This is a genomic window from Embleya sp. NPDC050493 (assembly GCF_044458105.1).
Lineage (GTDB): Bacteria > Actinomycetota > Actinomycetes > Streptomycetales > Streptomycetaceae > Embleya.
This window is the reverse complement of record NZ_JBITHP010000051.1, coordinates 24,230-36,842: the sequence shown is the minus strand read 5'-3', so window position 1 is coordinate 36,842 and position 12,613 is coordinate 24,230. Positions and strand designations below refer to the sequence as shown.

Here is a 12,613-nt window from a genome sequence, read left to right as displayed (position 1 = left end):
CTCCGCGCCGTTGCCAGCGCTTTTCTCCGCAGGCAACACCGGTGTCTCGCCGGGGAGCCCAGGGCTCCTGACCGCCGGTGACATTGGGACCGGGCTGATCTCCGCCGGTCCACGTCGACCGGTTAGCACAAGGCCACCCGCTGCCCACCCAGGCGCGACCGCCGGCCGAGAACGCCCGACCCACTCTGGAAGGTCCCCCGGCGGACCTGACGGCAGTGCCCACCCGCTCCGCCGTTGCCAGCGCTTTTCTCCGCAGGCGACGCCCTCGTCTCGCCGGGAGGCCCAGGGCTCCTGACCGCCGGTGACCGTGGGACCGGGCCGATCTCCACCAGGCCACGTCGACCGGTGAGCACAAGGCCACCCGCTGCCCACCCAGGCGCGACCGCCGGCCGAGAACGCCCGACCCACCCTGGAAGGTCCCCCGGCGGACCTGACGGCAGTGCCCACCCGCTCCGCCGTTGCCAGCGCTTTTCTCCGCAGGCGACGCCCTCGTCTCGCCGGGGAGCCCAGGGCTCCTGACCGCCGGTGACCCTGGGACCGGGCTGATCTCCGCCAGGCCACGCCGACCGGTTAGCACAGAGCCATCCGCGCCCGACCCGACCAAGGCGCGGCCGCACGCCGAGAGCACCCCGCCCATCCAGGAAGGTCAACCGGCGGACCCGACGAAAGCACCCACCCGCCACCAACCAACCAACCCACCACCAACCAACCCACCAACCAACCAACCCACCCGCTCCACCCACCCATCGCCGCCGCCGACGCCTTTCCCGCAGGTGACACCCACCTCCCGTCGGGGAACGCCCCCGTGTTCGGCGAAGGAGGTGTCCGGGACGGAAACGATCGGGTCGTCGGGCCGACGGGTTGCGTCCGGGAACGTGATGTGCCGCCGTGGCGACCGGACTGTCGGTTGGGGTGGATATCCTTCCCCCGTGTCCAAGAATCGGGGGGACCGGGACGCCGGCGATGGCCGCGACCGGATGGATGAACAGTCGGGTGGCCCGTCGGGTGGTCCGTCGGGTGGGGCCGATGCGAACGACCCGTTTGCCGGGTACGTGTTCGACGAGGAGTTCGTCAGGGGCGCGACCCGAACGGAAGGTTCCGCGCGGGCACGGATGTTGGCCCGTCGGTGGGCGAACGAGCCGCCGCAGCAGCAGCCTTGGCGGTCCGATGGGCCCGGGGTGCGCCGCCGGCGGCCTCGACTCAAGACGGTCGTGGTGACCGTCGCGGTGCTCGCTCTGGTGGCCTTCGCCGCCGCTCCGAACCGGGTGTTCGGCTGGTTCTCCGCATCGAATACGGCCACCGCGGACGACCCGCTGGTGCAGCCGCCGGTGGCCGGAGTCGCCACCTCCGTGCCGTCGGTGGCGGCGGAACAGCGGGGCGTGGACCGGGATACGCCGACCCGGAAAAACCCGTTCGCCGGGTCGCCGGCGATCAACTACGCGGACAACGAGGCGGGCCTGTCCATGCCCGAGGCCAAGGCCGTGCCCGGGTATTCCGTCGCCGAGGTCGCCGAGGCCCTGGACCTGACCCGCCGGTTGCTGATCGCGGGCAACCTGGACCGCGACGTGCTCGCGGGTGCCCGCCCGGCCGGCGTGCTCGCCCTGCTGGATCCGTCCGACGAGCTCGTCGCCCGGATCGAGAATTCGGTGACCGCGACGCGGTGGGATGCGGACGGGGACAACCCGAAGGCGTGGATGACCAGGTTCGACCCCACGGACGTCGAGCCGGTCGGCTCGGTGGTCAAGGTCAACGGGATCACGAGCTACGACACCGACCGCGAGGGCATGCTGACGGTGCACACCGACTACTCGTTCGTCTACCCGGTGGCCAAGACCGGCAGCGGAGCCGGCGCGAGCGTCACCCGCTCGGTGGTTCGCCGGGTAGTGGACACCAAGGTCTACCGGGGGCCTCGCTATCGGTCGACCGCGCGCGGCCGGATCGCCATGGCGAGGTTCGACTACGAGGTCTCGAACAGTTCGTGCACCCGGATGGACGGCTTCGTGCGTCCACAGTTCCCGGCGGACCGCATATCCACCGGCCCGCCCTCCACCGGCGCGCCGACCGCCCCGGCAACGGTGGACCCGTACAACCGCAGTAGGCCCATCGACGAGGGAGCGGCGCCGGGCACCTGCCCGGTCGTATCCCGCATCTGACGCCTCGAACCGGCGGGGGATGCACCTTCCATCCGTCGGCCGGCCTCAGAACAGCCCTTCCTGCACCGATCCGTCCGGCGCCCGGCCCGTTTCCAAGGGCTTGACGGTGATGCCTCGGATGCTGCCCCGGGCCGGGGTCAACTGCCAGCCGGTGAGCAGCCGCAGGTCGACGAACAGCGGCCCGGTGTCCGTGGTGATCAGTGCGTCGTGCCCCGCGACGCACGTGAACTCGCCGTGCAGCAGCGCATCCTGGGCGAGCCCGGCGACCTGGTCCCGGGTCGGCGGCGGCGGGTCGGTCAGGCCGTAGAACCGCGTCAGGTCCTGGATGTCGCACGGCGCCGGAGTCAGCGTGTCGGGCAGAAGTCGGGTCAACCGCGCGTGCGCGTAGGCGAGTTCGGCCGGCGGCCCGGGTACGCGGGTGCGCCACCAGGCCGCCGCCTTGGCCTTGTGCGGTATGCGCTCCCGGACCGTGCCGGTGGCCGAGCACGCGCGCTCGGTGTTGCGGATGGGCACCAGCGGGCCGTGCGCGAGCCAGGTGAACATCGGCGCACCCTGATCGGCGAGTCGGGCCGCGCGGCGCTCGGTGGCGGTGAGGCCGACCTTGACCAGTCCGGGCCCGAACCACGCGAGGTAGAGCGAGAACGGCCGCGGATCGTCCATCGCCTGGTCACGCGCGAGCTTGCGTCCCGGATCGGCCAGCGCACACGCATCGCACTGTGCCCGCGGAGCCGTCGCCGGCAGCGGCGCAAGCACGGGACACGGCATCCGCCGCCCGCCCTTGCGTCGGATCCCGACACACGTACGCGGCCCGGACAGCCGCCACCCCGCGGTGGTACCCGGAGCGAGCACCTGGAGCGACTCCTCATCGGCCGCATCGATCGACACCAGATGCGGCCGACCCTCATGCCAACGGATCCCGGTGGCGAGCAGCCCGATTCGCTGATGAGGCACGGTCATACGCCCACGATAAGCGACCCCACCCCCACGCCCCGCCCGCCCCCGAGCACGTCGGCACGCCCGAGCGCCCGTGAGCACGTCGCCCCCCGACCCGGCGCCACCCCGGCGGTCACCCCCGCCGTGTCGGCACCCCCGACCCGGCGCCACCCCGGCGGTCACCCCCGCCGCGTCGGCGCCCTCGACCCGGGCGCGCCCCTCACTCCCCGCCCGCGACCGACGCTCCCACCGCCGTCTCCTTCGCCCACCGGTAGTCGGGCTTCCCCGCCGGGGTTCGGGGTACCTCGGCGACCGTGACCAGGTCGCGCGGGATCTTGTATCCGGCCAATTGCTCCCGGGCATGCTCGGCCACGTCCTCCGTGCTGAGCGTGTGGCCCGGGCGCAGCGAGACGACCGCGGCCACCCGCTCGCCGAAGCGGGGGTCCGGGACGCCGACCACGACCGCGTCGTACACCGCCGGGTGCGCCTTGAGTACGCCCTCGACCTCTTCCGGGAAGACCTTCTCGCCGCCGGTGTTGATGCACACCGAGCCGCGGCCGAGCAGGGTCACGTCACCGTCGTCCTCGACCCGGGCGAAGTCGCCGGGGATGACCCAGCGCACACCGTCCGGGTCGATATGGAAGGTCTCCGCGGTCTTGACCGGGTCCTTGTAGTAGCCGATCGGGATGTACCCGGTTCGGGCGATCCGGCCGCTCTCGCCCACGCCCACCGGGCGCAGGTCCTCGCCGAGCACCGCGGTCTTGGGCTTGAGCGGGAAACGGCCGCCGGGGGTCTGCGAGCTGCCCGCGCCGAACTCCGAGGCGCCGAAGCTGTCGGCGATGTAGAGGCCGGGGATCAGCCGGGTGAGCTGGGCCTTGACCGACGGGGAGAGCAGCGCGCCGCCGGAACCGATCACCTTGAGCGTTTCCACGCGGTGCTCGCCGCTCTCCAACGCGTCCGCGATCGGGCGCGCCATCGCGTCGCCGACCAGCATCATCGTCACGCAGCCCTCACGTTCGACGATGCGCAGGATCTCGGCCGGGTCGTAGCGCAGACCGGTCCACATCACCGCGGTGCCCGCGCTGAACAGGGTGATCCAGGTCACCCACTGGCCGTTGCCGTGCATCAGCGGCGTGGTCAACATCTGGACCAGCGGGGCGCCCTCGGCCTTGGCGGCGAGCAGTTCGGGGTCCGCGATCGGCTCGCCGCCGAAGTTCCCGCCGCCCATCGCCGAGCAGAAGATGTCGTGCGAGCGCCACTCGACGCCCTTGGGGAAGCCGGTGGTCCCGCCGGTGTAGACCATGTACCGGTCCTCGGGAGAGCGCTGCTCGAAGTCGCGAGCACCGCTCTCGGCCGCGAGCGCCGCTTCGTAGTCGATGCTCCCGTCGAGCTTCTCGTCGAACTCGTCCGCGAGCACGAACACGTGCGCGAGCGCCGGCGCACCGGAGCGCACCGCCGCGACCTTGGGCAGGTAACCGCTCTCGACGACCAGCCCGGCCAGGTCCGCGTTGTCGACGATGTAGCGCAGCTCGTCCTCGACGTACCGGTAGTTGATGTTGATCGGCACCATCCGCGCCTTGAACGCGCCGATCATCGCCTCCAGCCACTCGGCCCGATTGCGCGAGTAGATGCCCACGTGGTCGCCGGTCGCCAGCCCCGCCGAGACGAACGCGTGCGCGACCCGGTTGGCCCGCTCGTCCAGTTCGCGGTAGGTCAGTCGCACCTCGCCCGCGACCAGCGCGAGCCGATCCGGACAGGCGTCCACCACGACCTCGAACAGGTCCGCCAGGTTGAATACCCGCTGGGTCATTGTCAGTTCCCTTCCGCGACGATGCCGCGCAGGCCGTCGGCGCCGAAGACCGGCTCCAGGAAGGCCCGGAAGTCCGGACCCCGGCGCAGGTGGTGTCCGCCGTCCACGTTGATGTTCTGGCCGGTGATCCAGGTCGACTCGGGGCCGACCAGGAAGGCCGCGAGCGCGGCGATGTCGTCGGCCCGGCCGACCCGCCCGAGTGGCGTGCACTCCAGGTAGTCGTCCAGGACCGGGCCGCCCCGGGTGACCGCGTCGACCATCTCGGTGGCCACCAGGCCGGGCAGGATGCTGTTCACCCGGACACCGCTCGCGCCGAGTTCGTCGGCGGCGAGCCGAACCAGGTGGTCGATGCCGGCCTTGCTCACGCCGTACGCGCCGAACCAGCGATGCGTCGTCGAGGAGGCGATCGAGGAGATCGCCACGAACGAGCCGCCGCCGGCCGCCGCCATCAGCCGGGCCGTGTGCTTGAGCACGAGCATCGTGCCGGTCAGGTTCAGCTCGACCGTCTCGCGCCACTTGGCGGTGTCGATCGAAGTCAAAGGCCCCATCGTGGAGTTGCCACCCGCCGAGGCGACCACCGCACGCAGCGGCCCGAGTTCGGCCGCACTCGCCACCGCCGCCCGGACCTGGTCCTCGTCGGTCACGTCGGTCACCGCGTACGCGATGCGCGCGCCGTTCGCCGCCTCCTTCTCCAACTCGGCCACCGCGCCGCGCAGTCGGTCCGCACTGCGGCCCGCGATCAGCACGTGCGCACCGTCCGCGGCGAACCGCCGGGCGCAACCCAGCCCGATTCCGCTGCCTCCTCCGGTCACCAGGGCCACCGTGTTCCGCAGCGGCAGGTCGGCACGTGTCACCGGGCATCTCCTTCGAACGTGGTGGGCACGTACGCCGCACCCTCGGCGGGCCACAACGGCGCCGGCACCTCGAACCCGATCGGCGCGCCCCAGGTGTTGCGATACGCCACCTCGTGCACCGGCGTCCTGGGCGCCACGCCCCACGTGCCGGTCGGGTAGCCGAACGACACGCAGCACGCCATGTGCCAACCTTCGCCGGCCGGCACCCCGAGCACCTCCAGGACCGCGTCCCGATGCGAGATGCCCAGCACCGCGGTCAACGCGGTGCCCACTCCCTCGGCGCGCGCGGCCAGCATCGCGCTCCACACCGCCGGGAAGATCGAGCCGCCGGTCGGATCGTGTCGGGTGAAGCCGAACATGAACAGCGGCACCTGCTCGAAGTTGTCCGCGAGCCACTGCGACGAGCGCCGCACCCGGACGAAGGACCGGCTCTCCGCACTGTCCGGATCCGCCTCGGCGGCGGCCACGCGCGACGCGTACACGGTCTTCCACAGGCTGTCCATCGCGTCCCGGTACAGCGGGCCGACCCGGCCCTTGACGCCCGGGTCGTCCACCAACAGGAAGCGCCAGCCCTGGGAGTTGCCGCCACTGGGCGCGCGTACCGCAGCGTCCAGGATCCGGGCCTGCACGTCGGGCGGGATCGGATCCGGCCCGACCCGGCGCATTGCGCGCGTGGTGTACAGCGCCTCGTGAAGTTCCATACGATCCCCTGCCTGATGCCTGATGCCTGATGCCTGATGCCTGGCGTTCGTGCCGGTGGTGATGCGGGGTCAGACGATCGCGCCCGCGTCCCGCAGGCCCTCGATCTCGGCCGCGTCCAGGCCCCACCCGGCCAGTGCCGCGTCGGTGTCGCCACCCTTCGCGGCCGGGCCCGGGTGCACCGGCCGGTCCGGCACGGCGGCGGGCGTACGGGAGAAGCGCGGTGCGGGGGCCGGTTCGGGCAGGCCGTCGGCGTGCAGGAAGGTGCCGCGCTCGACGTGGTGCGGATGGGTCGGCGCCTCGCCGGGGGAGAGCACCGGCGCGAAGCAGGTCTCGGTGCCCTCCAGGAGCGCACACCACGCATCCCGGGTGCGGCCCGCGAACACCTCGGCGAGTCGGGCCTTCATCGCGGGCCAGTGCGCCGGGTCGTGCTGCTTGGCGAAGTCGGCGAACACCGGCTCCCGGGCCAGCCCGAGCCGATGGATCAGCTCGGCCCAGAACCTCGGCTCGATCGCGCCGACCGCGACGTACTTGCCGTCCTCGGTCTCGTACACGTCGTAGAACGGCGCCCCGCCGTCGAGCATGTTGGTCCCGCGCGGGCCGAGCATGCCGGCGGCGCCCATGGTGAACCAGGTCGCCCCCAGCGTGGCGGCGCCGTCGATCATCGCCGCGTCCACCACCTGGCCCTGCCCCGAGCGGGCCGCCTCCAGCAGCGCCGCGACCAGGCCGAAGGCGAGCAGCAGGCCGCCGCCGCCGAAGTCGCCGATCAGGTTGAGCGGAATGCTCGGCGGTTGGCCGGCCCGGCCGATCGGCTCCAGCATCCCGGCCAGCGCGATGTAGTCGATGTCGTGTCCGGCCGCCGACGCGAGCGGCCCGGTCTGGCCCCAGCCGGTGAGCCGGCCGTACACGAGCCGCGGGTTGCGCGCGGCGACCACGTCGGGACCCAGGCCCAGGCGTTCCATCACGCCGGGCCGGAACGGCTCGATCAGCGCGTCGGCGTCGGCGAGCAGGCGCAGTGCGAGCTCGACCCCGTCCGGGTGCTTGAGGTCGACCGCGATCGAGTGTTTACCCCGGTTCATCGGGTTGCGCGGCGGCTTCGCGAAGCCCTTGCGGGCCTCGTCCGCGCGGTCCACGCGCAGCACCTCGGCGCCCAGGTCGGCGAGCAGCATCCCGCAGAACGGGCCCGGCCCGAGGCCGACGAACTCCACCACGCGAATGCCTGCGAGGGGTCCTTTTCTGGCGGTCACGGCGTCTCCGGCGATCGATCGGGCCCCGAAATTACTGAAACACGTTCTCACTAGATCTGACGAGACGTCAGACTAGACTTCCGTCTCATCCGTAGGCAAGATCACCGCGGAACGAGTCGGCGCACCGCCCGGGACCGCAGTGTCCCGAGCACCCGACCCCGCACCGGCCCCGCATCAAGCCCACGGCACCCAGCCCGAAGCGCGACCCAGAGGACAGGCTCTCTCCCGTGGCCGAACCCCGCACGAGTTCGACGATCACCCTCACCAGATCGCTCACCCGCGACCAACAGGCCCGGCGCGAGCGGCTGGTGCGCGCCGCGTGCGACCTCGCCCTGGAGGGCGGCTATGCGGCCGTGACGATGCACGACGTCGCGGACCGCGCGGGGGTGGCCCGGGCCACCGTGTACCGCTACTTCACCTCGAAGAACCACCTGCTGAGCGAGGTGTCCGCGTTGTGGATCGGCGAACTCGCCGACGAGCTCGCGGCCCGGCCGCTGCCCGCGGACCCGGCCGGGCGACTGGCCGCGCTGTTGTGCCGGATCGTCGAGGTCAGCGCGGAGAACCGGCTGCTGACCGAGGCCGTGGTGCAGGCCGCGACGGCGCCGGACCCGTCCGCCGGCCAGTCGCAGGAGACGTTCCACCAGAGCATCCACCGGATCACCGGCCTGGCCTTCGGCGAAACGCCCGACGGCGGGGAGGGCGCCGAGGCGGACCGGCGGCGCGACATCGAGACGGTGCTCGGCCACGTCCTGCTCTCCGGCCTGGTCAGCCTCACCGCGCGGGGCCGCGCGCTCGACGAGGTGCAGGACCTGATGCGTACCGCCGTCCGACTCTTCGTCCCGCTCGACACCTGATCATCCCGGAGGCTTGCCATGACGGCACCCACGACCCGCGACATCCACCTGCTCGACCGGGACTGGTACGCCGGCGACCCCTTCGCCGACTACGCCTGGCTGCGCGAGCACGCGCCCGTCTATTACAGCGAGCGCGCCGGCGTCTGGGGCCTGAGCCGGCACGCCGACCTGGCCTGGGCCGAGCGCAACCCCGAACTGTTCTCCTCGGCCAAGGGCTCGCGTCCGATCGGCTACCCGCAGCCCTCGATGATCGACTCCGACGACCCGACCCACTACCGCCGCCGCAAGCTGGTCTCCAAGGGCTTCACCCCCCGGCAGATCGCCGCGATGGAGGAGCACGTCCGGGACATCGTCACCGCGCTGATCGACGCGATGATCGCGGGCGGCCGCAGCGCCGACCTGGTCCGGCAGTTCTCCGCGCCGCTGCCGATGACGCTGATCGGCGAACTGCTCGGGGTCGGCGCCGAGCACCGCGACCAGCTCCAGCACTGGGCCGACGTGATGGTGATGCTCTCCGACGGCGGCGAGCTCAGCCACAAGGCGGGCGAGGCGTTCGCCGAATACGTCGCCTACACCACGCAGGTGATCGAGGACCGCCGCAAGACCCCCTCCGACGACCTGATCGGCATCCTGGTCGGCGCCGAGATCGACGGTGAGAAGTTGTCCTTCGACGAGCTGATCGGCGAATCCCTGCTGCTGCTCGTGGGCGGCAACGAGACCACGCGCAACGTGATCTCCGGCGGGATCGCCGCGCTCCTGGCCGCCCCGGACCAACTCGCCCGGCTGCGCGAGGACCCGACGCTGATCCCGTCGGCCGTCGAGGAATCGCTGCGCTGGGTGTCGCCGGTGGTCAACATGGCCCGGCACACGACACGTGACGTGGAGCTGCACGGCACCGTGATCCCGGCCGACTCGACCGTGATGATGCTCTACGGGGCGGCCAATCGCGACGCCGAGGTGTTCGCCGAGCCGGAGCGCTTCGACGCCTTCCGCACCCCCAACCCGCACATCGCGTTCGGTACCGGGCCGCACTTCTGCCTCGGCTCCTCGCTGGCCCGCCTGGAGATCCGGGTCGCCTTCGAGGAACTGCTGCGCCGGCTGCCCGACCTGCGCCTGGCCCCCGACGCCGAGTTGGCACACGGCCCGTCGTCCTTCATCCGCGGCCTGATCGCGCTGCCCGTCGAGTTCTGAGCCGCCCGCTCGACTCCCCACCCGACCAGGCGACCCCCGACCGACCACCCTCCGCCCGCCGGCCCGGATCCGGTCCGAGGGAAGCACCTCGGATCCGGTCCGGACCGGTCGTCCGGGACCCCCCAAATGCGGACAGCCGCGTATTCTCTGGCCAACTGCCGGATGACGAGGGGGATGTCCTGTGAAACCGCTGGAGCCCGAGGACCCGCGGCAAATCGGCGGCTACCGGGTGCTCCGCGTGCTGGGGGCGGGCGGCATGGGTCGGGTCTACCTCGGGCGCAACCGGGGTGGTCGGATCGTCGCGATCAAGGTGGTCCGCGCCGAGTGGGCCGACGACCCCGGTTTCCGCGAGCGGTTCCGCCGCGAGGTGGACGCCGCACGGCGGGTCGGCGGTGCCTGGACCGCGTCGGTGCTGGACGCCGACACCGAGGCCCGCACGCCGTGGGTGGTCACCGGATACGTCGCCGGACCCAGCGTCTACGAGGCGGTGGCCGGGCGCGGACCACTGCCCCAGGAGACCGTGCGCACCCTCGGCGCGGGCCTGGCCGAGGCGCTGATCGCGGTGCACGACGCCGGCCTGGTGCACCGGGACATCAAACCGTCGAACGTGCTGCTGTCCCTGGACGGGCCGCGGGTGATCGACTTCGGCATCTCGCGCGCGATGGACGCCTCGGTGCTCACCCGGACCGGGCACACCGTCGGCTCGCCCGGATTCATGTCGCCCGAGCAGGTCGACGGGCGCGACATCGGGCCGCCCAGCGACGTGTTCTCGCTCGGCTCGGTGCTGGTGTTCGCCGCGACCGGGACGGGACCGTTCGGCGAGGGCAGCGGACAGGCGCTGATGTATCGGATCGTCGCGCAGGAGCCACGTCTGGACGAACTGCCGGCCACCCTGCGCGAGATCGTCGGCGCGTGCATGACCAAGCACGCGGCCTCCCGGCCCACCCCGGCCGAGCTGCTCGCCGCGCTGGCGCCGGACGGTACGAGCGACCTGGTGGCGGGCAACTGGCTGCCGCCGGACCTGACCACCGCGCTGTCGCGGCGCGCGATCGAACTGCTCGAACTCGACGACGACGGCGCGCCGGACGCGGGTTCGTTCGTGTCCGCGGGCACCGGCGCGCCCACGTGGGACGACCGCTCGACCGAGGCGACCGCGCCGCCCCACCCGGCGGAGGCCCCGCCCGGCCCCGCGACCCCGCCGCCCCGCCCCTCGGAGATCCCGCCGGGCGCCGCGCCCCCGCAGCCCCCGGTCCCCGCGGCCGTCGCCGCAGCGCCCGCCGGCGCGGCACCCGAGACGTACGTGCCGCCGCCGGCTCCGACGCCGCGCCCGTGGTGGCGGCGCGGGTGGGTGTATCCGCTGGCCGTCGTGCTGATCGCGGGCGCCGTCGTCCTCGCGCTGCTGCGGCCGTGGGAGGGCGACGAACACGACCCGGATCGCGTGGCTGCCGGCGAGGGCCACCAGTCGCCGTCGGCCGATGGGAGCCCGCAGGCCTCCGGGGGACCGAGCAGCGGCCCGGGCACGCTGCCGCAGGTATACCGGGGCACCTGGTCCGGGACCATGCACTCCGATCTGGGCAGTGTTTCCCAGGTCACCGTGACGCTGACGGGTGGGAAGGTGGGCGACAAGAAGGTCGGCATCAGCCTGCTCACCTCCACCGGGCAGTTCGGCGAGAAGGCCGACTGCGAGGCCGACCTGGAACTGCTCTCGGTCTCGGCGGACACCGGCGTGCGATTGACCAGCCACCTGACCCGCAATGCGGGCTGCGCGGACGGCGACATCGAGCTCAAGTCGTCGACCTCGAACACCATGTCCTACGTCGCGCCGGGCGACGGCCTGCTGACCTCGACCTCGCGGGGCACGCTCACCCGCAAGACGGGATGAGCGCCCGACCGGCCGGGAACCATCGCGCGCGGCCCATACGTCAAACTGAACACCTGTCGAATGCGGAACGGCCTGCCGGGCCACAGATGCCCGGTCGAGTGGGGAACGGCGAGTTCGGACATGCGGCACAGCCCTGAGCACGCAGACGACGACCACGACGTGGAGCGACTCGACGAGCGTTTTCGTGAACTCGTCGTGCACCTCGCCCCACGAGTCCCGCTGCCGCCCGTCGCCGGCATCCACAAGGCGGTCCGCCGCCGGCGCCTGCGCAACCGGGCCCTGATCGGCGCCGCCTCCCTCGTGCTGATCGCCGGCGGGGCGACCCTGGTGGGCATCGAGTCCGACGACGGTCCCCCGCCGCGCCGGGAGGCCGCCGCGTCGCAGCCGCCGGTGAGCCCGGTGACCACCACCCTCGCCCCGGTGCTGAGCGACGCGCTCTACCCGAGCGTGCAGGAGTTTCCGGTGGTGGCCGGGGTGTACGAGAACTGGCGCGTGACGGAGACCCGGGAGGCGCTGACCGAGAGTCTGGGTCCGTGTGCGACGCAGACCATCTCCGGGCTCGGCGCGGTGGAGGCGCAGGAGCGCGTGTTCATCCACGCCGGACAGGGCGGCGGACTGGTCGTCCTGGTCCGCTACCCGGACGAGCGCACGGCCGAACTGGCGGCCACCGACTTCACCGGCGGCATGGCCGGCTCGTGTCCCACCAACCAGCCCAACCCCGCGGCGGACGGTCGGCCCCGGATCGAGGCGCTGGACCGGTCCGGCGACGCGTGGCGCACCCAGGGGGTGATCAACGGCGACCTGGACCAGTACGTGGACTTCGGCATCGTGCGCAAGGGCCCGGTGGTGGCGGTGGTTCGGGAGACCGTGATCGATCCGCCCAAGGCTCCGCCCACGGACCCGTTCCTCCGATTGGTCGACAGCCTCCGGGATCGACTGGGAAAGAACGGATCCGGACCCTGATGTTCCGAATTCACGGCTTTCGCCTCT

At 72.3% G+C, this 12,613-nt stretch carries 10 protein-coding genes; 5 read left to right on the top strand and 5 right to left on the bottom strand.

Translation table 11 applies throughout. The annotated features are described in order from the left end of the window. Positions 1-929: 929 nt before the first annotated feature. Positions 930-2,153, top strand: coding sequence for a hypothetical protein (locus ACIBM5_RS45715; RefSeq protein ID WP_396012626.1), 1,224 nt, complete (start codon positions 930-932; stop codon positions 2,151-2,153). Between the two features lie 45 nt (positions 2,154-2,198). On the opposite strand, the gene ACIBM5_RS45710 is transcribed toward ACIBM5_RS45715, so the two are convergent. The 5 genes from ACIBM5_RS45710 to ACIBM5_RS45690 all read right to left on the bottom strand — a co-directional run bounded on the left by ACIBM5_RS45710 (position 2,199) and on the right by ACIBM5_RS45690 (position 7,696). Further along, the gene (locus ACIBM5_RS45710) at positions 2,199-3,110 is read right to left on the bottom strand and encodes a DUF2797 domain-containing protein (RefSeq protein WP_396012625.1); all 912 of its coding nucleotides are present in this window, start codon (positions 3,108-3,110) and stop codon (positions 2,199-2,201) included. Positions 3,111-3,306: 196 nt separating this feature from the next. Next, entirely contained in the window at positions 3,307-4,896 is a 1,590-nt protein-coding gene (locus ACIBM5_RS45705) for an acyl-CoA synthetase (protein WP_396012624.1), read from the bottom strand. Between the two features lie 2 nt (positions 4,897-4,898). After that, entirely contained in the window at positions 4,899-5,750 is an 852-nt protein-coding gene (locus ACIBM5_RS45700; RefSeq protein ID WP_396012623.1) for an SDR family oxidoreductase, read from the bottom strand. Next, entirely contained in the window at positions 5,747-6,451 is a 705-nt protein-coding gene (locus ACIBM5_RS45695; protein ID WP_396012622.1) for a nitroreductase family protein, read from the bottom strand. The genes ACIBM5_RS45700 and ACIBM5_RS45695 overlap by 4 nt, the downstream gene beginning before the upstream one ends. A 69-nt stretch (positions 6,452-6,520) precedes the next feature. Further along, on the bottom strand, positions 6,521-7,696 hold the full coding sequence (locus ACIBM5_RS45690) for a CaiB/BaiF CoA transferase family protein (RefSeq protein WP_396012621.1): 1,176 nt from the start codon (positions 7,694-7,696) through the stop codon (positions 6,521-6,523). A 227-nt stretch (positions 7,697-7,923) separates the two neighbouring features. Here ACIBM5_RS45690 and ACIBM5_RS45685 point away from each other — a divergent pair, with 227 nt between their 5' ends. The 4 genes from ACIBM5_RS45685 to ACIBM5_RS45670 all read left to right on the top strand — a co-directional run bounded on the left by ACIBM5_RS45685 (position 7,924) and on the right by ACIBM5_RS45670 (position 12,586). Then, positions 7,924-8,550 carry a TetR/AcrR family transcriptional regulator gene (locus tag ACIBM5_RS45685; RefSeq protein WP_391586653.1) on the top strand — a complete coding sequence of 209 codons (627 nt, stop codon included), beginning with the start codon at positions 7,924-7,926 and terminating at the stop codon, positions 8,548-8,550. 18 nt (positions 8,551-8,568) lie between these two features. Beyond that, entirely contained in the window at positions 8,569-9,741 is a 1,173-nt protein-coding gene (locus ACIBM5_RS45680; protein ID WP_396012620.1) for a cytochrome P450, read from the top strand. 181 nt (positions 9,742-9,922) lie between these two features. Further along, positions 9,923-11,623: a serine/threonine-protein kinase gene (locus tag ACIBM5_RS45675; protein WP_396012619.1), complete on the top strand. Its 1,701-nt coding sequence runs from the start codon at positions 9,923-9,925 to the stop codon at positions 11,621-11,623. 120 nt (positions 11,624-11,743) lie between these two features. Further along, a complete protein-coding gene (locus tag ACIBM5_RS45670) occupies positions 11,744-12,586 on the top strand; it encodes a hypothetical protein (RefSeq protein ID WP_396012618.1) in 843 nt (280 codons plus the stop codon). Positions 12,587-12,613 lie beyond the last annotated feature (27 nt).